24 protein-coding genes are annotated in these 23,804 nt (G+C 73.0%); 9 read left to right on the forward strand and 15 right to left on the reverse strand.

The genetic code is table 11. From position 1 onward, the window contains the following. Nucleotides 1–88 precede the first annotated feature (88 nt). The 3 genes from ACQEVZ_RS58475 to ACQEVZ_RS58485 all read left to right on the forward strand — a co-directional run bounded on the left by ACQEVZ_RS58475 (nucleotide 89) and on the right by ACQEVZ_RS58485 (nucleotide 2,049). A complete protein-coding gene (locus tag ACQEVZ_RS58475; protein ID WP_433385398.1) occupies nucleotides 89–754 on the forward strand; it encodes a macro domain-containing protein in 666 nt (221 codons plus the stop codon). Between the two features lie 77 nt (nucleotides 755–831). Continuing rightward, nucleotides 832–1,254, forward strand: a complete 423-nt coding sequence (locus ACQEVZ_RS58480) for a DUF3592 domain-containing protein (protein ID WP_433385401.1) — start codon at nucleotides 832–834, stop codon at nucleotides 1,252–1,254. A gap of 30 nt (nucleotides 1,255–1,284) precedes the next feature. Continuing rightward, a complete protein-coding gene (locus tag ACQEVZ_RS58485) occupies nucleotides 1,285–2,049 on the forward strand; it encodes a phosphatase PAP2 family protein (RefSeq protein WP_433385404.1) in 765 nt (254 codons plus the stop codon). A gap of 105 nt (nucleotides 2,050–2,154) precedes the next feature. Here ACQEVZ_RS58485 and ACQEVZ_RS58490 read toward each other — a convergent pair whose 3' ends face one another. After that, nucleotides 2,155–3,213, reverse strand: a complete 1,059-nt coding sequence (locus ACQEVZ_RS58490; RefSeq protein WP_433385407.1) for a Gfo/Idh/MocA family oxidoreductase — start codon at nucleotides 3,211–3,213, stop codon at nucleotides 2,155–2,157. 113 nt (nucleotides 3,214–3,326) lie between these two features. Continuing rightward, a complete protein-coding gene (locus ACQEVZ_RS58495) occupies nucleotides 3,327–6,722 on the reverse strand; it encodes a DUF4132 domain-containing protein (protein WP_433385410.1) in 3,396 nt (1,131 codons plus the stop codon). A 111-nt stretch (nucleotides 6,723–6,833) separates the two neighbouring features. Between ACQEVZ_RS58495 and ACQEVZ_RS58500 the strand changes: the two genes are divergently transcribed. Further along, the gene (locus tag ACQEVZ_RS58500; protein ID WP_433385413.1) at nucleotides 6,834–7,442 is read left to right on the forward strand and encodes a GNAT family N-acetyltransferase; all 609 of its coding nucleotides are present in this window, start codon (nucleotides 6,834–6,836) and stop codon (nucleotides 7,440–7,442) included. Here ACQEVZ_RS58500 and ACQEVZ_RS58505 read toward each other — a convergent pair. From ACQEVZ_RS58505 to ACQEVZ_RS58525, 5 genes are all read right to left on the reverse strand, one after another. Then, nucleotides 7,328–8,362 carry a TerC family protein gene (locus ACQEVZ_RS58505; protein ID WP_433385416.1) on the reverse strand — a complete coding sequence of 345 codons (1,035 nt, stop codon included), beginning with the start codon at nucleotides 8,360–8,362 and terminating at the stop codon, nucleotides 7,328–7,330. The genes ACQEVZ_RS58500 and ACQEVZ_RS58505 overlap by 115 nt on opposite strands. A gap of 136 nt (nucleotides 8,363–8,498) precedes the next feature. After that, entirely contained in the window at nucleotides 8,499–9,659 is a 1,161-nt protein-coding gene (locus tag ACQEVZ_RS58510) for a PucR family transcriptional regulator (protein WP_344504482.1), read from the reverse strand. 98 nt (nucleotides 9,660–9,757) lie between these two features. Beyond that, on the reverse strand, nucleotides 9,758–10,738 hold the full coding sequence (locus tag ACQEVZ_RS58515) for a hypothetical protein (RefSeq protein WP_433385419.1): 981 nt from the start codon (nucleotides 10,736–10,738) through the stop codon (nucleotides 9,758–9,760). Next, the gene (locus tag ACQEVZ_RS58520; RefSeq protein WP_433385422.1) at nucleotides 10,648–11,214 is read right to left on the reverse strand and encodes a hypothetical protein; all 567 of its coding nucleotides are present in this window, start codon (nucleotides 11,212–11,214) and stop codon (nucleotides 10,648–10,650) included. Before ACQEVZ_RS58520 ends, ACQEVZ_RS58515 begins: the two co-directional genes overlap by 91 nt. An 80-nt stretch (nucleotides 11,215–11,294) precedes the next feature. Continuing rightward, nucleotides 11,295–12,386 carry a glycoside hydrolase family 26 protein gene (locus ACQEVZ_RS58525; protein ID WP_433385425.1) on the reverse strand — a complete coding sequence of 364 codons (1,092 nt, stop codon included), beginning with the start codon at nucleotides 12,384–12,386 and terminating at the stop codon, nucleotides 11,295–11,297. A gap of 202 nt (nucleotides 12,387–12,588) precedes the next feature. Between ACQEVZ_RS58525 and ACQEVZ_RS58530 the strand changes: the two genes are divergently transcribed. The 3 genes from ACQEVZ_RS58530 (at nucleotide 12,589) to ACQEVZ_RS58540 (ending at nucleotide 16,546) form a co-directional block, all read left to right on the forward strand. After that, nucleotides 12,589–13,089 carry a YcxB family protein gene (locus ACQEVZ_RS58530; protein ID WP_354904311.1) on the forward strand — a complete coding sequence of 167 codons (501 nt, stop codon included), beginning with the start codon at nucleotides 12,589–12,591 and terminating at the stop codon, nucleotides 13,087–13,089. A gap of 171 nt (nucleotides 13,090–13,260) precedes the next feature. Next, nucleotides 13,261–14,352, forward strand: coding sequence for an IS630 family transposase (locus ACQEVZ_RS58535; protein ID WP_433376193.1), 1,092 nt, complete (start codon nucleotides 13,261–13,263; stop codon nucleotides 14,350–14,352). Between the two features lie 232 nt (nucleotides 14,353–14,584). Next, entirely contained in the window at nucleotides 14,585–16,546 is a 1,962-nt protein-coding gene (locus ACQEVZ_RS58540) for an ABC transporter ATP-binding protein (RefSeq protein WP_433385429.1), read from the forward strand. On the opposite strand, the gene ACQEVZ_RS58545 is transcribed toward ACQEVZ_RS58540, so the two are convergent. From ACQEVZ_RS58545 to ACQEVZ_RS58575, 7 genes are all read right to left on the reverse strand, one after another. Beyond that, nucleotides 16,535–16,783, reverse strand: coding sequence for a hypothetical protein (locus ACQEVZ_RS58545; RefSeq protein ID WP_344504477.1), 249 nt, complete (start codon nucleotides 16,781–16,783; stop codon nucleotides 16,535–16,537). The genes ACQEVZ_RS58540 and ACQEVZ_RS58545 overlap by 12 nt on opposite strands. 273 nt (nucleotides 16,784–17,056) lie before the next feature. Beyond that, nucleotides 17,057–17,470 (reverse strand): hypothetical protein, encoded by a 414-nt coding sequence (locus ACQEVZ_RS58550; protein WP_433385433.1) that lies wholly within the window; start codon nucleotides 17,468–17,470, stop codon nucleotides 17,057–17,059. A gap of 18 nt (nucleotides 17,471–17,488) precedes the next feature. After that, nucleotides 17,489–17,986, reverse strand: coding sequence for an EndoU domain-containing protein (locus tag ACQEVZ_RS58555; RefSeq protein ID WP_344504475.1), 498 nt, complete (start codon nucleotides 17,984–17,986; stop codon nucleotides 17,489–17,491). Continuing rightward, nucleotides 17,979–18,473 carry a hypothetical protein gene (locus tag ACQEVZ_RS58560; protein ID WP_344504474.1) on the reverse strand — a complete coding sequence of 165 codons (495 nt, stop codon included), beginning with the start codon at nucleotides 18,471–18,473 and terminating at the stop codon, nucleotides 17,979–17,981. Before ACQEVZ_RS58560 ends, ACQEVZ_RS58555 begins: the two co-directional genes overlap by 8 nt. 2 nt (nucleotides 18,474–18,475) lie before the next feature. Further along, nucleotides 18,476–18,808, reverse strand: a complete 333-nt coding sequence (locus ACQEVZ_RS58565) for a hypothetical protein (RefSeq protein ID WP_344504473.1) — start codon at nucleotides 18,806–18,808, stop codon at nucleotides 18,476–18,478. 4 nt (nucleotides 18,809–18,812) lie between these two features. Continuing rightward, nucleotides 18,813–19,637, reverse strand: a complete 825-nt coding sequence (locus tag ACQEVZ_RS58570; RefSeq protein WP_433385438.1) for a YbaB/EbfC family nucleoid-associated protein — start codon at nucleotides 19,635–19,637, stop codon at nucleotides 18,813–18,815. Between the two features lie 42 nt (nucleotides 19,638–19,679). Continuing rightward, nucleotides 19,680–20,366 (reverse strand): histidine phosphatase family protein, encoded by a 687-nt coding sequence (locus ACQEVZ_RS58575; protein ID WP_433385441.1) that lies wholly within the window; start codon nucleotides 20,364–20,366, stop codon nucleotides 19,680–19,682. Nucleotides 20,367–20,596: 230 nt separating this feature from the next. Between ACQEVZ_RS58575 and ACQEVZ_RS58580 the strand changes: the two genes are divergently transcribed. After that, the gene (locus tag ACQEVZ_RS58580) at nucleotides 20,597–21,100 is read left to right on the forward strand and encodes a PASTA domain-containing protein (protein WP_433385444.1); all 504 of its coding nucleotides are present in this window, start codon (nucleotides 20,597–20,599) and stop codon (nucleotides 21,098–21,100) included. Between the two features lie 14 nt (nucleotides 21,101–21,114). Here the strand turns inward: ACQEVZ_RS58580 and ACQEVZ_RS58585 are convergent, their stop codons facing one another. Further along, nucleotides 21,115–22,209, reverse strand: a complete 1,095-nt coding sequence (locus tag ACQEVZ_RS58585; RefSeq protein ID WP_433385447.1) for a hypothetical protein — start codon at nucleotides 22,207–22,209, stop codon at nucleotides 21,115–21,117. A 224-nt stretch (nucleotides 22,210–22,433) separates the two neighbouring features. On the opposite strand from ACQEVZ_RS58585, the gene ACQEVZ_RS58590 reads away from it, so the two are divergent. Beyond that, the gene (locus tag ACQEVZ_RS58590) at nucleotides 22,434–23,765 is read left to right on the forward strand and encodes a ricin-type beta-trefoil lectin domain protein (protein WP_433385450.1); all 1,332 of its coding nucleotides are present in this window, start codon (nucleotides 22,434–22,436) and stop codon (nucleotides 23,763–23,765) included. Nucleotides 23,766–23,804: the final 39 nt, after the last annotated feature.

The following is a 23,804-nucleotide window of genomic DNA, read 5'->3' on the forward strand; positions in this document are numbered from 1 at the left end:
CCGACCTCTGACATTTTTTCCGCCGAAGCGCACCCGGTACGGTCCGGCGGAAACCGAAGCCACAGCCGAAGTCCGATCGGAGCGAGCCATGCCCGAAAGCGTCACCGACACGCAGCTCAAGGTGATCCTCAGCGACGTCAACGCCAAGGTCGTGCAGGCCTGGCGGTCGGCGTTCCAGGACAATCCCGAGGTCGAGATCGTCAAGGGTTCGATCCTCAACCAGCGGGTCGACGCCTGGGTCAGCCCGACCAACTCGCAGGGCCTGATGGACGGCGGCGTCGACGCCGTCGTCAAGCGGCACCTCGGCGCCGGCATCCAGCTGCGGGTGCAGCGGGCCATCCGCGACGGGTTCGCCGGCACGTTGCCGATCGGCAGCGCGGTGTGTGTCCCGTCCGGCGCCGCCACCCCCAGGTTCCTCATCTCCACCCCGACGATGACGCAGTCGGTGCAGAACGTCCGCGAGACGCTCAACGTGGCCCTCGCGTGCGCGGCGGCGTTCCAGGCGATCCACATGCAGAACGCGGCCGAGCCCGGCAGCATCACGTCGGTCGCGCTCGTCGGTATGGGCGCGGCCACGGGCAAGGTGCCGCCGCAGGTGTGCGCCAACCTGATGTGGGCCGGCTACACGCTGTTCGGCGACTACTCGTTCGACGACTACGACGAGCTGCGCACCACGGTCAGCGCCCAGCTGGACGACATCGAGCGCCGCCCGGAGCAGGAGCGGGTCCGGATCACCCCGCCGCAGCGCCGATAGGCGCTTGCACGAGAACTGCACGCGGCCCGGGTCACGCTGCCCTCGTCGAGCGGGGCCCGGTCCGAGGATGGTCGCACATGGTGATGGTGGGGTTCGTGGTGATGCTGCTCGTCGGGGTGGTGCACCTCGTCAAGGGGGTCCGCTCCTCGGGCAGCGACCGGCGGTTCCTGGCCCGTGCGGTCCGCGTGCCCGGCGTCGTCGTCGACGTCAGCTGGGAGTCCGTCGTCACCGCCGGCGGGGTCCAGCTGGGGATGCCCGTCTTCCAGTACCACACCCGCGAAGGCCGCCCGATGCGCGCGACGGACCCGGTCGGGGCGAACCCGCCCCGCTTCCGGCCCGGCACACCGGTCGCCGTCCTCTACGACCCCAAGGCCCCGCACGTCGCCAAGCTCGAGGCGAACCTGGGCACCGGCAAGGGCCTGAACATGCTCAGCGCCGTCATGGGTACCGTCGCCACGATCGCCGGCCTGATCGGCCTGGTCGTCGTGCTGAGCGAGTAGCGGCCGGCATCGACGGGTACCAGCACCGGCATGCGCCTCGCGTCACTCGTCGCCGTCCGTCTCCTGTTGCCGGTGCTGCTCCTGTACGGGCTGCTCGTCGGACTCGGACTCCTCGTGACGAGAGCGCTACCCGGCGTGTGGCCGCTGACCGTCGAGGACAGCGTCAACCGTGCCCTGGCGGCGGAGCGCACCGGCCCGCGCACGGACGTCTCGCTCGTGTTCAGCACCATCGCCAGTACGCCGGCCATCATCGCTGTCACAGCGGTCGCCGCGACCGTCCTAGTCCTTCTCCTGCGCCGCTGGCGCGAGCCGCTGTTCCTGTGCGCGGCCGTGAGCGCCCAGGCGGCGGTGTTCCTGTTCACGACCCTCGCGATCCACCGGCAGCGGCCGGCGGTGGAGCGCATGGACGGCTCGCTGCCCACGTCGAGCTTCCCGTCGGGGCACACGTCCGCCGCCGTCGCGCTCTACTGTGGACTGGCGTTCCTGCTGGCCCGCGCCGCCACCCGCCCCTTCACCCGGGCCGCCGCGTGGGCACTGGTCGCCATCCCGCTCGGTGTGGCGTTGACGCGGATGTACCGCGGGATGCACCACCCGAGTGACGTCGTCGCGTCGTTCGTCAACGGGGCGGCCTGCCTGTACATCATGGCCCGCGGCATCCTCGACAAGACCGTGCCCTGGAACCCGGGCGGCCGCTCCGCCGTGCCCCGCCGGCGCGAGTCCACCACCGGCCCGCTCACGACGGCTGCACCCCCGCGCCCCCTCCGGCCGGGACCGGCGGGCCCCGCCGCGACCTGACGCCCACCGGCGCCGCCGCGGACCGCGCCCTTCAACCAACCCGGCTCTCCGTGGCGGCCGCGGACCGGTGCGCGGGCCGCCACGGCGAAGCGGCACGGGGGCGGGTCAGGCCAGCTTCACCACCTGGCGGTCGTCGGCCGAGCGGCGGGCGGCCTCCAGCACGGCGAGCGTCGCGATCGAACCGGCGGGGTCGACCGGCGGCGGCGCGCCGTCGCGGAGGGCGAGGACGAGGCCCTCGTAGAAGCGCTGGTACGCGCCCGGCTCGGTCACCACCGGCTGGTCCTGCCCGTCGACGGTGAGCACGCCGTGGCGGGCGGGGTCGTCCTCGCCCCAGCCGGGTTCCGTCGGCAGGCGGCCCGCCCGCAGCGCGTCCTCCTGCACGTCCATGCCGTGTTTCGTGTACGCCGCGCGGTCACCCAGCACCCGCAGCCGCGGCCCCGGCGAAGCGGCGAGCGCGCTCATCCACAGGTGCGACCGGGCGTCGCCCTCGTGCCGCAGCGCCACGAACACGTCGTCGTCGACCTCGATGCCGGCGCGGCGGGTGTGGACCTCCGCGTACACCTCGGTCGCCGGACCCAGCAGCTGCAGGGCCTGGTCGACGAGGTGGCTGCCGAGGTCGTACAGCAGCCCACCGGCCTCGGCGGGGTCGGCGCTCTCCCTCCAGCCGCCCTTCGGCACCGGCCGCCACCGCTCGAACCTCGACTCGAACCGCAGCACCCTGCCGAGCGCCCCGGACTCCACCAGCCGCCGGGCCGTGAGGAAGTCCCCGTCCCAGCGCCGGTTCTGGTACACGCTGAGCAGCAGCCCCCGCTCGGCCGCGAGCCGCACCAGCGCCTCACCCTCCGCGGCGGTCGCGGTCAGCGGCTTGTCGACCACCACGGGCAGCCCCGCCTCCAGCGCCGCCCGGGCCAGCGGCGCGTGGGTCCGGTTCGGCGAGGCGACCACCACCACGTCGAGCTCGCCGGCCGCCGCCCACAGCTCCTCGGCCGCCGCCAGCAGCGTCGCTCCGGGGTACGCCTCGGCCGCGGCGCGGCGACGCTCCGGGTTGGCGGTGACGATCGCGCTCAGGGCCAGCCCGGGCGTCGTGCTGATCAGTGGTGCGTGGAACGCCGCGCCGGCCGTGCCGTACCCGACCAGCCCGACGCGCAAGGTGGTGTCGCTCATGCCCTGAAGTCTCCCCTACCCGCCGCGGCCCATACGGAGATCCCTGCCCGAGCCCGTAAGCGGAGTGCGGCCCACCGGCACGACACCCGACCGCAGCGGTCGCGGGCTTGCGGTCATGTCACGAGGTCCTGCAGGTCGCGGGCGATCTCCGAGTACGTGACGGCGTCGAGCCCGACCGGCGCCACACACGCGGCGCAGGCCACGCCGGCAGCGGTCCTGGCGGGCGCGACGGCCCCGTCCGGCGGCCGCCGCCCTCCGGGATGGTCATGCAAGACACGGACCGTCACGGTCTGCTCGCCGCTGCCGTCGGACCGGCCGACGAACACGCCAGGTTCCAGGTCGACCACCACCAGCCAGCCGCCTGGCACCCGCCGCGTCACCGACCGGATGCGCCCGCCGTCGCCCGCCTGTGCGCGGACCCAGCCGCGCCGGTCGAGGACGTACAGCCGCCGCGCATCGGTCGTCCGCCCGTCCACACCGAGCCGCGCGGCAAGGTCCTCCCCGGGACGGACCGCGCTGCCGGCGCTTGTTGCGGCGGCTGGCTGGTGTACGGCACGGCCCAGCTGAACGAACGGCTGAACGATCTCGTAGTCGGCGAACAACCGCACCCAGGCACCGAGACCTTCCCCCAGGGTGACCGGATGCACGATCCCCACCACGGCGTCAGCGGCAAGGACGAAGGGCTCGTCGTCGACGTCGCTGAACGTGAGGTCCTCCGCGACACGGAACGCGGCAAGGAACGCCCCGCCCGGGCCGTCACCAGCGGCGGAGAACGTCGCCCAGACAAGGCGGCGGGCGAGCTCACGCAGCACCGGGTGGGCGACGATGCTGTCGCGGAAGCCGGCGGCAGACCAGCGCCGCTGATCGACCATCGCGGCTTCGAGGCGGCGGGTCTGCTCGGCGGCGATCGTGCGGGCTTCCCTGCGCAACTCGGCGAACCGGGCGTACGCCGCCGGCGCCAGCACCGGGTCGTCCTTCGCCCCGGGCTTCGGCAGCTCCCGGCGACGCGGCTCCCCACGGCTCGGGTCGCCGCGGTGGTGCGCGGGGTCTTCGAGGAGGTACGGGCGGAGTTGTTCGTCGAGACGGACAGTGAAGCGCCGGGGGCCGTAGTCGAGGGTCAGGGCCCCGTCGGCGGGAAGGTCGAGGTCGGGCACGAGACGGTCCGCGAGCTCTTCCACACCGAGCCCGACGGTGGCCGCGGCCTCGGCGGCCCGGCGGCCGGCGTGCTCCTTCAGCTTGCCGCGCGCGCTCCCCGCGATGCGAACCAGCTGCCGCAGCGCGCCGAGCGACCCGACACCCGACGGCGGACCGGCAAGGCTCGGCGGGTCAGCCGCCGGCAGGCCAGGCGCCGGAGCGTTGAGGTCAGGGGTTGAGGGAGCGACGGGAGCGGTGCTCAGGGTGGCGAGGATGTCGACGGCGACCCGGGCGTTGGTCAGCTCACCTGCGGCGGGCCAGGCGAGTGCGAGCGGGGCCAGCCGCACCGCCGTCGAGTCGTCGCCGATGAGGCCGAGCGCCGTGAACGCCCACCGCTGCAAGGCAGGGCTACCCGCGGCGCGCCAGCCCTGGTAGAGCGACCAGCCGAACTCCGCCAGGCTCCCCCGGTCGCAGACCTGCCGGACGACGGCAACCCCCGCGTACGGGTCGTCGAGGGTCGACATGGCCAGCATCGTCACGAAATGCCGGGTCGCGTCAGCAGGCAGAACCGCGTCGACGGGCGGAACCGCGTCAGCGGGGCGGGCCGGGTCGGCGGGCTGGGTGGAGCGGACCCGGAGGACGGGCAGGAGCAGTGCGTCGGCCCAGGCGGGCGTGGTGGGGATGCGGGCGGGGAGCAGGTGCAGCGGGTCGGTGGCGAGCAGGGCCTGGACGCCGGCGAGGGCGGCCGGGCCGTAGCGGTCGGCTGTGGCGAGGACGGTGGCGGTGTGTCCACTTCGGACGAGGAACCGCAGGGCGGCGGAGGCGTCGCGGCGGGCCGTGACGGGGCGGGCCAGCGCCGGTGGGATCAGCGCGGACGCGGACGCGGCCGGGTGGCGGCGCAGCCACTGCTCGGCGACGGGCCGGGTCTGCGTCGAGCGGGCGAACCAGCCGGCCATCCATGCCGCGACGTCGGGGCCGACCCGGTCCAGCAGCGCGTCGGCGCTCGCCGCGGCCCAGGGGCCGCCGCCGGGGACGGCCGGCGGGTCGGGGCAGGCCAGGCCGGGGACGACGGGGGCGGCAGGCGCGGTGGTGGTCCAGGGCGGGGTGGCCAGGATCGGCGGGACGGCGGCCGGCGGTGCGGACTCCACGCGCAGCATCGCCCCGACGCGGGCGGCGGCGGGTGGGCTGAGGGCCGGCAGCAGGCGGGCGGCGCGGGCGGGGTCGGCGCGGACGTGCGCGGCGAGCAGCACGTCGATCGTCGGTGTGGCGGGGGCCTCGGCGAGGCGGCGCAGGGCCAGGTCGGGGAAGCGCTGGATCGCCTTGGCGAGGGCCGGACGCACCCGGCGCTCGCCGGAGCGCGAGACCAGAGTGTCGAACGCGGAGTCCGTCGGGAACGTGGCGAGAACCCCCGCCGTCCACGCGACGGCGTCGGCGATCAGCGGCTCGGTGCGCAGCCAGTGCGTGAGGTGCGGCTCGATGGCGGGGCCGATCGCCGCGGCCAGGCCGGAGATCGTCGGCTCGTCCCAGAACAGCCACTGCGGCGCGACGACCCGCAGGAGCACGTCGAGCTGGTCGAGGCTGCGGACCGACGGCAGCAGCAGCCGGCACATCGTCTCGTCGCCGGCCGCGGCGAAGGTCGCGCAGTCCTCGTCGACCCAGACCGTCACGGCCGGCGCGAGCAGTGAGGCCGTCAACCGCCGCAGCGGCCGCGGATCGGACCGCAGCGCGGCGAGATCCTCCGCCACCGCCGCAGCCTCGGCCGCGCCCGACACCGCCGCCTCGTCCACGGCCGCGCCCGGCCCGACCGCCGAAGCCCCAGCCACACCCGACCCGGTCGCGCCCGACACCGCAGACGCTGCCATGCTCGACCCGGCCGCCCGCGGCGCCGCCTCGGACAAGGCCGCGCCCGGTGCCATCCCCGCAGCCCCGGCCGCGCCCGACCCGGCCGCGCCCGGAGCGACCGCCGCAGCCTCATCCATGCCCGGCACCACCGCTGCGGAGACGGCCGTGGGCGGCACCACCGTCGCGGGGGCGGTCGTGAGTGGCGCGGGAAGGTGTGGCCGCAGTCGCAGGGCGAACCGTGACCAGGCGTCGCGGAGGAACGCCTGGCGCGGGCCGGCGGGCGTGGACCAGGTGACGAACGCCGTCGCGCCCGTGCGGCCGGCGCCGGCGTAGAGGCCGGTGAGCTCGGCCACCGCCCGTGCCACGTGCCGGGCCCCGTGGGTCGCCACCCAGGTGTCGACGAGCGCGTCGAACTCGGACTCCGGAAACCGGTCGAGCCGCCGCGCGAGCACGGCGACGGCGACCGCGAGCCCGAGCGGCGAGGAGGCGGGAGCGGCGGAGATCTCCGGAGGCGTCTCGACATGCCCGAGCACCGCGGGCAACGCATCATCGAGCAACTGGCGAACAGACATCAAGCACCCCCCGACGCCGTCACCATAACGCCACCCCCCGACAAGAAATCCGGGGACGATAGCGTAGGGATCATGTTCAGCGTCGCCCTCACCGAAGCAGCGCAGCTACGGCCGCTGGAGCCGTGGCAGGCCGGGGAGTTCCTCGCCCACATGGACCGCGCCAGGCAGACCGTCGACCCGTGGATCCCGTGGGCCGGGGTCAGCACGGACCTGGAGACGGCGCGGGCGACGCTGCAGCGGTACGCGGACCTCGCCGCACGTGACGCCGGCCGGCTGTTCGGCATCTGGCTCGACGGGACGCTCGTCGGCGGGACGATGTTCGTCGCGTTCGACGCGCAGGCCGGCACCTGCGAGATCGGCTGCTGGCTGGAGCCGGCCGGGCAGAAGCGGGGGCTCATCACGATGGCGGTGCGGGTGCTCATCGACTGGGCGGTGCACACCCGCGGCATCCACCGCGTCGAGTGGCGCTGCCGGACGGACAACACGGCCAGCAGCGCCGTAGCACGCCGCCTCGGTATGCGCCGGGACGGCGTGCTGCGGGAGGTTCACCCGTACAAGGGGATCCGTCACGACCTCGAGATCTGGTCGCTCCTGGCGTCCGACGGCTTCTCCAGCGACGGCCCCTCCGGACCGCCCTCCAACGAAGGCTCCGAAGACGGCTCAGACGGCTCCGGCGGGTGACGCAGGCTCAGCAGCACCGACCCCGCCAGCACGGTCACGACCACCGCCAGGCTCACCAGTGACGGGATCTCCGGCACGGAGGTGCTGATCGTCTTGTGCGCGGCCTGCAGGACCAGCTTCACGCCGATGAAGGCGAGGATGATCGCCAGCCCCTTCGACAGGTACCGGAAGCGGTCCAGCATCCCGGCGAGCAGGAAGTACAGCGCCCGCAGGCCGAGGATCGCGAAGGCGTTGGAGGAGTAGACGATGAATGTGTCGTCGCTGACCGCGAGCACCGCCGGCACGCTGTCGACGGCGAAGACCAGGTCGGCGGCCTCGATCGCGACCACGACGACGAGCATCGGGGTGGCGACCCACTTCACGCCCTGCTTGACGAAGAACTTCGCACCGGAGTACTCGTCCTGGACCGGCAGCACCTTGCGCACCAGGCGCACGGCGATGTTGGTGCTCGGGTCGTAGTCGTCCTCGTCGTCCTTCAGCAGCTTGTACGCGCTCCACAGCAGGATCGCCGCGAAGACGAACAGCACGACCGTGAACTTGCTGATGATCGCGACGCCGGCCGCGATGAAGATCGCCCGGAAGATGAGGGCGCCGATGACGCCGTAGAAGAGGATGCGGTGCTGGTACTGCTTGGGCACCGCGAAGTAGCCGAAGATCAGCGCGAACACGAAGAGGTTGTCGACCGACAGGCTCTTCTCCAGCAGCCACGCGGTCGTGAACTCCACGCCCGCCTCCGCGCCGAGGGTGGCCCAGACGAGGCCGGCGAAGGCCAGCGACAGCGCCACCCACACCGCGCTCCACTTGGCGGCCTCACGGAAGCCGATCACGTGTTCCTTGCGGTGGGCGAGCAGGTCGACCGCGAGCATGACGACGACACCGATGCCGAACGTCGCCCACAGCCAGATCGGTACGTCGAGCATGAACCATCCCTCCAGATAGCAAGCTGTCTGGGTTCAAGCGTCACCCGCGACCCGGGCCTCCCGCTGCGTCGGCCGCAGGACATTCGGCCGGGTGAACGTTGCCGACGACCGGCAAGAAAGAGCGGCTTGAGGACCGCTAGTCGAGGGGTGTCGACGGCCAGTCGAGCAGTCTCGCGGCCGTGACCGCCGCGTGGAGGGTGAGCCGCTCGGCAGGATCGGCCGGGTCCCTCCCGATCAACTCCGCCACGCGCGCCAGCCGGTACGTGACGGCCCGCACCGACAGGTTCAGCCGGGCCGCCGTCTCGGTCGCGACGCACCCGGTCGAGTAGTACGCGTCGAGGGTCTCGACCAGGTGGCCGGCGCCGCCGCGGGCCCGGGTGAGCGGGGTGAGGGTGCTGCGGACCAGGTCGTGGACGGCCGGCAGGTCCTGCAGCAGCACCCGGTAGATGGTGAGGTCCCGCGCGTCGACGAGGGGCTGCTCCAGGCGGAGCCGGTCGGCGAGGTCCAGGGCATACCGCGCCTCGTCGTGGCTGGTCCGCACCGCCGAGGCCCCGATCCGGGGGCTGCTGACCGCGCCCCGCCAGGCGCGCCCCGGGCCCCGGACGGCCCGGTCCAGCTCGCGGGTGACGACGTCACGGACCGTGGCGACCGCCGCGGCGTCGGGTGCGGCGAACACGCACACCACCTCGCCGGAGCGGATCAGCACGAGCGGCTGCGCGTCGCCGTGGCGGCCCTGCAGCGCCCGCTCGAGGCGGCCGGGGATGGCGGCGGTGTCCGGCCCGCCGAAGCCCGAGGGCCGGCGGACCACCAGCACCGCGACCGGCCCGGACAGCGTGAGCCCGATGTCGGCGGCGGGCCCGGTCGCCTCGATCGCCTGCTGGCCGCCGGCGAGGAGCGCCTCCATGACGTCGTGCTTGACGGCCTCCTGGAGCCGGATGACGTCGGCCCGGGCGAGCTGGAACCCCTCGACCAGCGCGGCCACGCCGTCGTCGGCGGCCCGCAGCACGGCGAGGGCGGAGCCCCGGACCCGTGCGGCGTCCCCGCCGGCCACGTCGGGCGCGTCGCGCCACAGCCGCCACGCCGCCGACAGGTACAGGTCCACCAGCGCGCGCAGCGCCACGCCCTGCACGGCCGCGCGGCGCCCGGACGCCGCGCACGCCTCCAGCTCACGGCGGCGCAGCCGCCGGCCGTCGGCGGTCGCCGCGACGACCGCGGTCAGGAACCCGCCGAGCAGCGACGGGTCCAGCCCACCCGCGTCGCCCGCCGCGGCGGCGGCGATCCGCTCGAGGTCGGACACCCTGCCACCACCCAAACGTACGAAAGCCCGGACAACCAGGCTACAACCGCCGCGGCGTCATACCGGGCAGATACCAGGCAGGCCTCCGCGCGCCGGTCTCAGCCGCGGGCGGTGCCGAAGCCGAAGAGGACGGCGATGCCGAGGGCGCTGCGCGGCGCGTACGGCTGCCGCCACAGCCCGCCGTGCGCCGCCGCGAACGCCTCGTCCTGCCACGGATGTGTCCCCGGCGACGGCGGGACGTGCAGGTCGTGGACGAGCAGCGCGGCCATGAGGGTGTTGCTCGTCGCCGGTTCGAAGATCTCGATGCCGAAGCGGTGCGCGCCCGCGTAGGCGGCGGCGAGCAGGCGGTTCTTCAGGACGCTGCGGGTCCGGGTCGCCGGCGCGACGGTCAGCGACACGGTGGCGCCGTCCGCCCGGGCGTGCGCGGCCCGCCACCGCTGGAGCCGCTTCGCCAGGGCGTAGTTGGGGCCCTGCTGCGGCACCAGGCTGTCGTTGATGCCCGGGAGGGTGCCCGGGTAGTTGGGCGCGAGCAGCCGCCCGCCGCTGAGGACCCGCAGCGGGCCGCGCAGCCGCCCGATGCCCTTGGCGGTCGCATACCGCCGGCCGGACTCGTCGACCGCGTCGTCCGGCACGGCGAACACGTCCGTCGGCGTGGCGAGGAACGCGAGCGCGAGGTCGGGCCGCGCCTGCCGCAGGCGCACGGTCAGCGCGTCCACGGCGACCGCGACCCGGACATTCAGCGGGCCGTCGGCGTAGACGTAGTTGCCGAGCACGGGCGCGCCGTCGACCTCGCCGAGCCAGTCCGCGACCCGCCGCAGGTCGTGCAGGAGGTCCGCGCCCGCGTGCTGGGCGAGGTCGGCGCCTTCCTGGGCGACGGGCACGTGCAGGCGCCCGCCGGAGCGGTGCGCGGTCTCCAGGAGCCGCTGCCAGATGGCGGGGCGGGGCAGGTCGACGGCGACGACGTCGGCGCCCCAGCGCAGCAGCGCCGTCAGCGGCCCCATCTCCGCCCCGGCGCCCAGCACCACGACGGGTCGCCCTTCGAGGGTGAGCCACGCCGGGTTGGCGGCGACGGTCCGCACCGCCTCCGCGCACGACGGCTCGATGACGCCGCCGGCCACCCACGCGTCGAGCTGGCGGAGCAGGCGGTCGCCTTCGAGCCGCTCGCCCCGGTACGGCACGACGAGCGAGCGCCGTGCTCGCCCGTCCCGGCGACGGTGGCGGTCCGCAGGGGCGCGCCGGCCGGCGTGTCGAACGCGCTGTCCAGGGGCTGCTCGTCGGCGTCCGGCGCAGGCCGGAACCGCATCCGCGACCGCAACGACGAGAGCCCGTCGCCGGCGATGGCCAGCGCGGCCTCGCGGGACGGCAGCCCGGCCTCGACGAGCCGGTGGAAGTGGCGCAGATACTCACCGCGCCAGTTCTTCGTCGTCTCCGCCTCGCGGGCCCAGTCGGGCGCCACGGACCGCAGCGCGTCGGCGACGACGCCCCGCCCGAGTGCGGACGTGCTGGGCGCACCGTCGACGGTGGGGATGACGATCCCGCTGGGCATGTCGCTCATGGGGGCAGTCTGCCAAAACGCCGGCCGCCCCGGACCGAAGGCCCGGGGCGGCTGTGGAAAACGTGGCGGTTGTGGAAAACCTAGAGCTTGACGTCGAAGCGCGGGTCGGCGGCGACGCGCTTGAACGCGGTCAGCGCCTGCGGGGTGTCGTCGACGCGGATGTCGTGGCCGGACTGGTCACGGGCGGTCTCGAAGTACACGAGGCCCTTGATCGCCGGCATCGCCGCGAGGTTCTTCAGCACGGTGTCGAACGTCTTGGCCTTGTTGGCGCCGTTGACCTTCGCGGACGAGTCGTACACGCCCCACTCGGCGACCATGACGGGCTTGCCGGGGTGCTTCGTGGTGGCCCAGGTGTAGAAGCCGGGGTACTTCGACTTCTGGTTGCCGGTGGTGCGGTTCATCAGCGAGGTGAAGTCGCCGCTGTGGAAGCCGTTCGGCTGCGCGTTGAGGTAGGAGTCGACGCCGATCCAGTCGATCACGTCGTCGCCCGGGTACAGGTCGCCCCACCACGGGGAGTTGTTCCACTTCCCGTAGTTCATGTAGGCGATCGTCGAGACGGCGTTGGTGACGCCGGCGGCGCGCAGCCGCAGGATCGTGTGCCGGTACATGGCGGCGAAGTCCTTCGCGGTCATGCCCGAGCCGGCCTTCGGGTTGACGTCGTTCTCCGGCTCGTGGTGCAGCACCAGGAAGAACGGCTTGGTGAAGTTGGCCTTCAGGTAGGCGGCCTCGCGGTCGATCCGGGCGTCCTGCGCGCCGGCGGCTACCTTCGCCCACGTCGAGCCGTACGCGACCTTCCAGTTGAGCATGAGGGTGCGCGGCCGCGCCGGGTCGGCGGTCATCGCGACCTCGTCCTTGGTCGGGAAGAGCTCGTTGCCCTTGTGGTAGGTGTGGTAGATCGCGGCGGTCCGGCCGGTCTTCTGCTCGAAGGTCTTCAGCGCCTGGTCGCGGGGCACGTCGGAGAAGCCGCCGGCGGCCGCGCCCCACAGCACGCCGCAGGTCGGGACGAGCTTGGCGTCCACCGTGCACTGCGGGCCCGCGGCCGTGGCGTCCGCGGCGAACGCGGCCGTGCCGGTGCCGGCGCCGGCGAGGACACCCGCGGCGAGCACTCCGATCGGCAGCAGGCGGCGGACGACGCGACGGACACGGTCGGAGTTCAGCGTGGCGAACGTCAAAAGATCTCCCCAGGTACTCGCGCCGGGCCCCTGCGGCCTGACCAGAACAAGATTCCGGGGCGGGCGGAGCGCCCCCGGTTCGCCGCCGGTTGCCGTTGAGGTGTCCGCCCCACGCTCGATGTCCGCGCCACCGGTGGACACCGGTGGACACCCGTGAGCACCGAAGCCGGCACGCACGTTGCAGCGCGGTATCGTTCCGCGGGTGCACATCCGATTCGACGTCCCGGCAGACCCCGCGTACGCGGCCCGGGTCGCCACCGTGCTCAGCGACGTCTACCTGCGCAAGTACCGCTACATCGGCTTCGGGCTGATCGCCTTCGGGCTGGTCGGCCTGTGGGTGCCGATCGGCGGCCGGGACTTCGACGCGAGCCCGTTCTTCACCGTCATCCTGATCGTCGGCGTGCTGTCGATGCTGTTCCCGTTCTGGGCGCGCCGCTCCGCCCGCCGGCGCCTCGACGGCCTCGCGGTCGACGGCGGCTACGACATCAACGACGACACGGTGACGATGCGCAGCGGCACCGAGCGCGGCAGCCTCGACTGGGACGACGTCACCAAGGTCACCGAGGACCGTGGCTTCTGGGTGCTGTTCACCGGCCGGCTCCCCTACACGGTGATCCCCCAGCAGTTCATGACCGCCGAGCAGCAGCAGTCGCTGCGCGAATTCCTGGTGGCGCGCGGCAGCCTGCCACCGGCCGGGCCCTGATGTTCAGCGTCCGCTGACCGAACAGCCAACGGCACCTACTTCGCGGTCGCACACGGCGGTATCAGCGCGCTCGGCGTGTACGTCTATTCCATCTCCATCTGAACACTGGAATGACGTAGTGTCACGTGATGCTGGTTGCGTTATGTCGGGTCGGTCGTTGATCCTGGTGTGATGCTGACCGAGGGCCAGACCGCGGAGTTGCGGGCGGTGATCAACAGCCGGGACGTGCCGGCGGTGGTGGCGACCCGGGCGCGGATCGTGTTGTGGATGGCGGAGGGCCGGCGCCGTAAGGACGTCGCCGGGTTGGCCGGGGTGTCACTGCCCACTGTGGACCGTTGGGTACAGCGGTACGCGGACAACGGTCTGGCCGGTCTGGAAGACGGCTCCCACGCCGCGCCGCGGGAGCAGGTCCCGGCCGCGGTGAGGGCCCGGGTCCTGGCGCTGACCCGTGCCACACCGCCGGTGGAGACCGGGTTGTCGCACTGGTCGTCCCGGCAACTGGCCGCATACCTCAAACGGGCCGAGGGCGTGTCGGTGTCCTGGCACTACGTCGCGAAACTGTGGCGGGACAACAAGCTGCAGCCGCACCGGCAGGGCACCTTCAAGCTGTCGAGGGACCCCCGCTTCGCCGAGAAGGTCGCCGACATCGTCGGGCTCTACCTCGACCCGCCCGGCGGCGCGGTCGTCCTGTCGATCGACGAAAAGACCCAAGTCCAAGCTCTGGACCGGACCCAGCCGTTGCTGCCGCTGGACTTCGGGGTGACCGAGCAACGCACCCACGACTACCGACGGCACGGCATCACCAACCTGTTCGCCGCCCTGGACGTCGCCACCGGGCAGGTCACCGCCGACTGCCAGCCCGTCCGCGACGGCGCCCGGTTCCTGGCCTTCCTGCGCAAAGCCGTGAAACCCCATGCCGGCAAAGAGATCCACGTGGTGCTGGACAACCTGTCCACCCACGGCACCCCCGAGGTCCGGGCCTGGCTGGCCGCACACCCGAACGTCACGTTCCACTACACCCCGACCGGCAGCAGCTGGCTGAACATGATCGAGATCTGGTTCGGACTCATCACCCGCCAGTCCATCCGCCGCGGCACGTTCACCTCGGTCAACGCCCTCATCGTCCGCATCCGCGACTACGTCGCGCACTGGAACGCCGAAGCCAAGCCATTCACCTGGACCGCCACCGCCGACGAGATCCTCGCCAAGGTCCGCTGGGTCCAGGCCAGCGTCAAACAACTCGTCGAGAACAACGCGAAGTAACGACACCAGAATCACGCGACAGTAGCAATTCCGTGAAATGCAAGGAATGGTCCGCCACGCATCGCGGCGGGCCATTCCGGCGTGCCCTCAGAAACGATTAATCAGGTGCGGTGCCGCACGGGCACCGATAGGTTCGGCCACAGGCACAGACACACGAAGAGGAGAACGGTCATGCAGGCATCCGGCGCTCACCCCGGCCTCCCGTCCGTCTCCCCCGCCCGAAAGGCGCTTCGTGTTCCGTCTGTTCGAGAACCCCACGGACCCGTTCCCGCTTGACGACCGCGCCCCCGCCGCCGGGGTACGGCGGTTTCTCCTCGAGGAGTTCCGCCCGCTGCGGCCGGTGGTGGCCGCGGCCGCCGCCACCACGCTGCTGTCCGCGGCGATCGAGGTGTGGCTCATCGGCTACGCCGGGCACCTGGTCGACCTGCTCGCCACCGGCAGCCCGGACACGCTCTGGGCCACGCACGGCAGGGAGCTGCTCACCGTCGCCGCGTTCGTGCTCGTCGTCTGGCCGCTGTTCACCACCGTCAGCGAGGCCCTGGACGACATCGCGTTCCGGGCCAACGCACGGCCGCTCGCCCGCTGGCGCGCACACCGGCACGTGTCGCGGCAGTCGGTCGGCTGGTTCCGCGACGACCTCGCCGGGCGGATCGCCACCTGGGTCCGCGACGGCGGCGACGCGGCGAGCACCGCCGCGTATTCGGTGATCCACACCCTCCTGCACGTCGTCGCGTACGTCGTGGGCTCGGTGTGGCTGATGGCCGGCACCGACGCCCGGCTGCTGCTGCCGCTGGCCGGCTGGATCGTCGCGTACGCGCTGCTCATGCGCTGGGCGGTGCCGCGGTTCCGGCGCGCGTCGGAGCGCCTCCAGGACGCCGAGTCGGAGCTGACCGGGCTGCTCGTCGACTCCTACGCCAACGTCGACACGCTCGCGCTGCTCGGCGGCCGGGGCGCCCGCACCGAGCACGACCGCCGGGTGTTCGCGCGGACCCGCCGGGCGCACCTGGACCTGCAGCGGGTCGAGGTCACCATGAACTGCACCATGCTGGCGCTCGGCGGCGCGCTGCTGGTCGGCCTCACCGGCTACGGCATCGCGCTGTGGCGGACCGACGCCGCGCCCATCGGCCTGGTCGCGGCGGCGCTGGCGCTCAGCTTCCGGATCACCGCGATGGGCGAGTGGCTGCTGGACGCCGTGTCGGCGCTCTTCGGCGCGGTCGGCGCGCTGCGCCGGGCGCTGCGGACGGTGGCGCAGCCCCTGGCCGTCGCCGACCGGCCCGGCGCGGGCCGGCTCGAGGTGCGCGGCGGCGCGATCGCCTTCACCGACGTCAGCCACCACTACGGCCGGGGAGCGGGCGGGCTCGACCGGATCAGCCTCGACATCGCGGCCGGCGAGCGGGTCGGCGTCGTCGGCCGGTCCGGCGCCGGCAAGTCCACGCTCGTCGGGCTGCTGCTGCGCTTCCACGACGCGGAGTCCGGCACGATCACGATCGACGGCACCGACATCACCGCCGTCACCCAGGAGAGCCTGCGGGACCAGATCGCGATGGTGGCCCAGGAGGCGACGCTGCTGCACCGCTCGGTCCGGGAGAACATCGCCGGACCCGGCCCGTGCGACGAGGAGCGGATCGCGGCAGCGGTACAGCGCGCGGCCGCCACCGCGTTCGTCGCCGCGCTCCGCGACGCGGACGGCCGGACCGGCCTGGACGCGCACGTCGGCGAGCGGGGCGTGCGGCTGTCCGGCGGCCAGCGGCAGCGGATCGCGCTGGCCCGCGCGTTCTACCGGGACGCCCCGGTCCTGGTCCTGGACGAGGCGACGTCCGCCCTGGACTCCGAGGCCGAGGCCGCCATCCACGACACCCTCGCCGCCGTCATGGCCGGCCGCACCGTGATCGCGATCGCCCACCGCTTGTCGACGATCGCCCACCTGGACCGGATCGTGGTCCTCGACGAGGGCCGCGTCGCCGAGCAGGGCACCCACGCGGACCTCCTGGCCAGCGGCGGCCTCTACGCCGACCTGTGGACCCGCCAGTCCGGCGGCTTCCTCGCGACCACACCCGACACCACCACACCCGACCGCACCGCACCGGACGGCACCGCACCGAACGGCGGCGCACCCAGCGCCGCCACACCCAGCGCCGCCACACTCGGCGGCGGCGCACCCGGCGGCGGCACCGGATCGCCGTCACGGGCCTGACAAAGGCACCGCCGCCCAGGAGTCGGCGCTGGTCTGCCTCCAGGTCAGGGTGTCCGGAGACGGCCAGCCGTGCGCGAGATGGGCCCGCACGTCGCGCTGGGCGGCCTCGGCCGGGGCGTCCAGCGGGGTGTCCGGCAGGATGCCGCTGGCCACGTTCTCAGGGAACTCGCCCACCGAGAACCGCCACTCGGCGGCCGTCCGGTACAGCAGCACCCATCGGATGTCGGGGTCGGTCACCGCACCTCTCCTCGCCGGTCCTGGACGGGATCGCCGTGCTCCGGCGCCGGGCCGGCAGTGGCACCTCTGCCGGCCCGGCGTTTCCGGGGGGTGAGCAACGTCAGGCACCGTCGGCGGGCGCGACGGCGCACCGGAAGGGCGTGGAATCGAACACGGGAGATCCTTCCGGAGCGAACGATCAATGCTTCGGAAGATGCGGATGAGGCCCGCGCCGCGTTACACGCCGACTCCCCGCGACGGCGCGGTCACCGTCCGACGTGCGGGCGGGGAGAGTCAGGACAGGCCGAGCTCTCCGCGGGCCGGGAACGGGCGGCCCGCCTCGGCCTCCCAGCGGGACACGGCGTCCTGCTTCTGCGCGGGCGAGGGGGCGAGGAAGTCCAGGTACTGCAGGATCACGGCGCGCGTCTCGTCGAACGTGTAGAGGGCCGAGTCGCCGTCCTCCTCGAGGTCGGAGACCTGCACGCCGTCGGGGGTGGCGAGGAAGAGCGAGGAGTTGCCCTCGTACTCCTCGGCGGGCGACTCGCCGGTGCGGACCCGGTCGATCTTGTCCAGGAGCATCAGCAGGTCGGGCGCGTACCGGATGATGTCGCTGATCAGCTGGCCGGCGAGGAGGTTGAAGTGGCCGGTCTCGGTCTTCGCCGACGGGACCCCGTACTCGCCGATGCTGAAAGTGACCCGGTCACGCATTGCAGAAGACACCCCGTCCTAATTGAGCGGCCAGGCCGAGTTCCATGAGCTGGTCGTCGGGAAGTTATCGTAGCTGCCCTCGATCGTCAGGCCGTCGGACTGCCCCCGCCACCGTCGCGGGTTGGTGGGGTGCGGCGTGCGGTTGGCGAAGGCGTCCTTGATCGCGTCCTCGACGCGCTGGGGGTGCCAGTTGTCGGGGAAGAACGTGCTGGAGCCGTCCTTCGGGTGCCAGGTCCCGTCGGCCGCCTGGACGTCGACACGGGCGCGGTAGGTGCCGGACGGGTTGCGCTCCAGGACGATCTCCATGCCGTCGGCGTCGCGGCGGACCCGGGCGCCGGGCGGGTTCCAGCCGTTGTGCCGGTGGTGGTAGCCGGAGCCGCGCAGCCCGTGCGGCTTGCGCACCACGTGCCCGCGGAAGACGTGCTGGTAGCGGGGGTGCCGCAGCCGCGCCCGCAGCCACTTCTCGACCGGCTGGAAGACGCCGCTGCTGCGGCCGCCGTGGCTGCGTCTAACCACCCAGCACCGCGTTCAGCGCGAGGTCGATCAGCTGGTCGATGACGAACTGCGTGATCATCTTGAAGATCGGGATCTCCAGCAGCGACGCGCCGAACGTGGCGATCGCGGTGGCGATGGCCTGCGCGATCTCGATCGCGAGCAGGATCAGCTGCACGATCACGTTGATCTTCAGGGCGAGCACGATGCCCGCGCAGATCATCAGGCCGGCGCCGATGAGGTGGGCGGCCGTCGCGCCGTCCTCCAGGTTGGTGCGGGCGGAGTCGCCCTGCTGCCACGTCGCCTGGAACGCCTCGACGGCCGAGTCCTTGTTGTCGGTCCAGATCCGGGAAGCCGAGGCGTCGGCGTCGGCGAGCCCGCTGGTGATCCGGTCCGGGAACGCCATCCACGCCCCGCCCATCTCGAACAGCTTCGTCTCGTCGGCCTCGGGCCACGAGTACCCGAGCATGCCGAGCAGCGAGATCAGCTCACCGGGGAGTTGCAGGCCCATGCTCAGCCGCCCAGCATCTGCTTGTAGGCGTTGAGGTCGGCCTTGTTGCCGGCCTCGTTGTCGACGTAGTTCTGCCCCATCTGGCGGGCGGTCGCGCCGATCTGCTGGATCTCCTCCGTGTTGCCCGCGTAGGTCTCGAACGCGAGGTCGGAGATCACGCCGTACACCATCCCGATGAGCGAACCGATGTCGTCGGCGCCCCACGGCTCACCGTACGCCGCGAGCTCACCCTGGAACGCGGTGATCTCCCGGTTGATCACGTCGGCGGCGGACATGATCCCGTCGCCGGAGCGCATGATGCCCTCGGGGTCGATCTCGACGTGGTCGGACGGCATCGGCTCACGGCTCCCTGATCCTCGACATGATCCCGGTCAGCGACGCGGTCAGCTGGGTCATCTGGGTCACGCTCGCCTCGCGCAGCTCCCCCACCCGGCGGCGCAGGTCGGCCAGGTCGGCGGCGGACCGCTCGGCCGCGGCGGTGCCGGCGGTGGCGAGCGCGGCGTTGACGGCGGTCACGGCGTGCGCGGCGAGGTCGATCGAGGGCAGCCGCATCGCCCGCGGCCCGAACGCGAACCCGGTGACCGTGCCACCGGCGTCGACCCGCGCGGACACGTGGCCCTCGTCGTCCGCGCCGGTGTGGTCCGGCTCCTGGTCCTGGTCGGACGTCTTGTGCTGCGCGGCGCGCAATGTACTGGTGAGCGAGGCGAGCAGCTGCTCCAGCCCCTGCCCGCCGGTGTCGCCGCCGAGTCCCGTCCGGTCGCCGACCCTGCCGATCGCCCGGTTGAGCGCGGCCTGGATCTCGTACATCGCGCGCTCACCCTGGTCGCGCACCTGCTCGACGCTCGTCTCCAGGGTGGCCAGCGGCGGCGGGGCGTCGTCACCGGCAGCGCCGAGCAGCCGCGCCCTCGACCGGCGCAGCGCCTGGTTGACCGCGTCGGTGAGCAGCTCGCCGAGCTCCTCGTCGGTGAGCCGCATGACCTGCGGGGCGAGGGTGACCGACAGCAGCCGGCCGCGGTCGGCGACCGCATCGACGGCCCCGTCACCGGCACGCCCGGCGCCTTCCGCCTCCCCGGGCTGGGGACCGGGCCCCTTGCCGGCGGTGGCCCGCAGCTCGGCGAGCTGCCGCTGCGCCTCGTCGATGCGCCGCGCATAGTCGTCCGTCATGGTCCACCTCCCCGTCGTACCCCCGCCGGACCCCCTAACAAGCTACCTGAGGTGGTCGACGGCGTTGTACGTGAGCAATCCGTCACCGTCGAACCGGGTGACGGACGCGTTGAGGACCGGGCCCGCGGCCATGACGGCGGTGACCTCCTCGGCGGTGAGCGGCTCCAGCAGGTGGCGCAGGGTGAGGACGACCGCGTCGTGCGCGACGATCCAGACCCGCCGGCCGGGGTGGTCGCGCTCCAGGTCGTCGAGGGCCGCCCGCACGCGCGCCGCGATGTCGTGGAACGACTCCCCGCCGGGCGGCCGGTAGCCGAACTCGCCGGCCGCCGCGCGGCGGGCCGCCTCCGCCGGGAACCGGGCGCGGACCGCGGCGGTGGTGAGCAGCTCGAGCTCGCCCATCCGCCGGTCGACGAGCCGGTCGTCGAGGGTGGCGTCCGGCAGCGCGACGCCGTGCGCGGCGGCCTCGGTCCGCGCCAGCCGCCACGTCTGTACGGCGCGCAGGAACGGCGAGCACGCGACCGCCTCCGGCCGCCGGCCGGGCGGCTGTGCGGCCAGCCACCGCCCGAGCGCCGCCGCCTGCGCCCGCCCGGGCCCCGTCAGCACGACGGCGGCGTCCGGCCCGGTGACGCCGCTGTCCAGGCGCCCCTCGGCCTCCGCCACCGCGAACGCCGCGTTCGCCGCGCTCTGCCCGTGCCGCACGACCGCCAGTTCGCCGAGCGAGGTCCCCATCGCCCGATGGTCGCACCCGCGCCCGCGCAGCGTCACCCGTCGATACCTGGGGTTTGCGGCATCGATTAGCATCGCGGGCCGTGACCCCTGGTCGAGTTCGTGTTCGGCTGGCCGGCGACCGGACCGGGCGGGTTCGCGCTGCGCGTGTTCGACACCGACCTGCGCAACCCCGACCGCAAGGACCTCCCGCTCACATTGCCGTGACGCGGGCGCGGGGGCAGAATCCGGCCGTGGACTCTCCAGTACCGCCGCCGCGGGGCAAGCGCGGGATCATCGTCGGCGCCGCCGCCGTCACCGTCGCGGCGGCCGTCGTCGCCGGACTGGTGATCGCCGGGCGCGACGGCGGCAGCGGCCCTGCCGCGGGCCCCGCGACGTCAGGTCCGGCGGCGACCGCCGGTACACCGGCGGCGAACGCCAACCCGGGCTCCCCCACCGCGGGCACGAGCGCCGCCACCACCGCCCCCGCACCGGGCAGCCCCGGCGCGCCGGGTGCACCGGCCACGACGGCGGCGGCGACGGTCGCGATGCCGAACCTGGTCGGCATGAACGCGGCGGCCGCCCGGATCGAGCTGGAGCGGCTCGGCTTCGGCGACGTGCGGTTCGGCTCGCAGGACGCCGCCGAGACGAGCGTCGTGCTGCCGCAGAACTGGACGGTGACCCGGCAGTCGGCCGCCGCCGGCGCGCGCGTGCCGACGACGACCGTGATCGTGCTGACCTGCACCCGCCGGGTCTGACCAGGCCCGGGCCTTCAGGTGGTCTGGGGGACCTTCGGCGTGATCAGGTGCGCGTAGCGGCGGGTGGCCACGAGCAGGAACCTGCCGTCACCCTGCCGTGAGAACTGGCTGCCGACCAGGTCGACCACCGCGGCCTGCTGCGGCAGTGTCTCGACGTACCTGCCGACCGCGGCCCACATCTGCTTCTCGGTCGCTCCCTTGTGGAACAGGTACTTCTCGAAGTACGTGATGTCGTGCGTCTTCGTGGTCTTGAGGTGCTGGCGCAGCGACAGGCCGATGCTGGTGTTGTCGCCCGCGAGGTCGGCCTGCGTGGCCGCGCCGGGGGACGGCCGGGCGCCGAGCAGCGACTGGAGCGTGGCGGCGTAGGCCGCCAGTGAGCCGCGGAGGGCGGCCGCGTAGCCCGTGCCCTTCGCGGCGGTCTTCCCGTCGGCCAGGAACTGCTCGGCGATCTCGTCGATGCGGCCGAGCCGGTCGCGCATGGCCAGCTCGAACTGGCGATCCAGCTCGGCCGTGGTGATGGTGGGCAGCGACGACAGCGGCCCGTCGGGGAACACCCGGACGGTCAGCGCCTGGTCCTTGGCCGCGCCGCCGCCACCGCCGACGCCCGTGTACGGGTTGCCGTCGATGATCATCCAGCTGACGGCGCCGACCTCGCCCAGGTCCGGGCGCAGCGCCGGCTCGGCGCGCTTGAGGTTGCCCACGATCTCGCCCAGCACGTCGCCGGTGACCGCCATCTTCCCCGCGACCGACGCGTGCCGGTCGGCCCCGTCCTTGTCCGTCTGGGCGAGCGCGCCGCGGTCGCGCGCACCCAGGTACTGGGTGACCCGCGGGTCGCCGAGCAGCGCGCGGGGATCGTTGCCGGACAGGGCGGTGCCGGACTCGACCCGCAGCGACTGCTGGTGGACGAGGGCGGCGTCGATCTCGGTGAACTGGCCGGGCGTGAGCCCGACGGTGGCGCTGGTCAGCACGCGGACCTTGTACCTCGCGCCGCCGTCGAGGACCACGTGCACCTCGCCGGTGCCGATCCGTTTGTTCAGGCTGCCCGTGTGGGTGGCGTCGGCGTACAGGTCGACGAGGTTGCCCGGGGCCAGCCGGTATTCGGGTTGCATCGCAGCTCCTTCGCGCTCGGTGGGTTCGCGGCGATGGAGACGTGGCGAGTAGCGGGTTCGATACGGAGTGTCGCCATCCTGACATCACTGCGTGCCGGGGCAATCACCCTGAGCCAATGATGATTGCCGATGTTGACCCGACCGCAGTGACGGTCGTAGTTTTCATCGACATCAATGGTCGATGAGAAGAATTTCCGTCGGCCGGACGTTCAGGAGGCACCGCCATGCCATCGAAACGTGCCCTGCGCCGCCCGCTGCTCGCGGGCGCCGCGCTGGCTCTCGCGAGCGCGCTCGGCGCCGTCGCGGTCACCGCGGCCACCGCCGGCCCGGCCCACGCGGCCCCGAACAGCTGCGGCTTCGTGTTCGACGACTTCAACTACAGCTCGTCCGCCGACGGGAACTTCACCGGCCACGGGTGGACCCCGCGGGGCAACGCCGGCGGTCCCGGCGTCCCGGGCGCCACGTGGGCGCCCGGCAACGTCACGTTCCCGACGTCCGGCGGCCAGAAGGTCATGCAGCTGACCGCGTCGACGAACGGCACCGGCGCCGGGACGCGGCACGCCGAGGTGTACTCGAACCAGAAGCGGTACTTCGAGGGCACCTACGCCAGCCGGATCCGTTTCGCCGACGCGCCGGCGAGCGGCAACGACGGCGACCACATCAACGAGACGTTCTTCGCGATCAGCCCGCTCAACGGCGACCTCGACCCGACCTACAGCGAGCTCGACTTCTCCGAGTACCTGCCGAACGGCGGCTGGGGCGAGGCCGGGCCGATCAACTACCAGACGAGCTGGTACACGTACCGCAACGAGCCGTGGCTGGCCGACAACACCCACTCCGAGCAGCGGCGCAGCATCGACGGCTGGCACGACCTGGTGGTCCAGGTGTCCGGCGGGCACGTCAAGTACCACATCGACGGCGTCCTCGTCGGCGACCACTCCGGCAAGTTCTACCCGCGGCAGACGATGACGGTGAACTGGAACCTGTGGTTCATCGACCTCGCCACCCACACCGGCGGCACCTCGACGTACGTGCAACAGGTCGACTGGTTCCTCTTCGCCCGCAACCAGGTGCTGTCGCCCGCCGCGGCGACGGCCCAGGTCAACACCTACCGGGCGGCCGGCAGCACCTTCACCGACACGTTCGACACCGCCCCGGCGTGCGGCGGCCAGTCCGGTACCTCGGCGATCATCGGCAACGGCAGCAACCGCTGCATCGACGTGCCGAGCTCCAAAGCCACCGACGGCAACCGCCTGCAGATCTGGGACTGTAACGGCACCGGCGCCCAGCTGTGGACCTTCGCCGCCGACGGCTCGCTGCGCGCGCTCGGCAAGTGCATGGACGCCTCCGGCGGCGGCACCGCCGACGGCACGGTCGTGCAACTGTGGACCTGCAACGGCACCGGCGCGCAGAGGTTCACGCTGACCGCCGCCGGCGACCTCGTGAACCCGCAGTCGAACAAGTGCGTCGACGTGCAGAACGTGGCCACCGCCAACGGTTCGAAGCTGCACATCTGGACCTGCAACGGCGCCAGCAACCAGAAGTGGCACCGGTAGATCTCGCGTTTGCCGGGGTGACTGCGGTACGAACGGCAG

The sequence above is a fragment of the Dactylosporangium sp. CA-152071 genome, assembly GCF_050936335.1.
In the GTDB taxonomy this organism is placed as follows: domain Bacteria; phylum Actinomycetota; class Actinomycetes; order Mycobacteriales; family Micromonosporaceae; genus Dactylosporangium; species Dactylosporangium maewongense.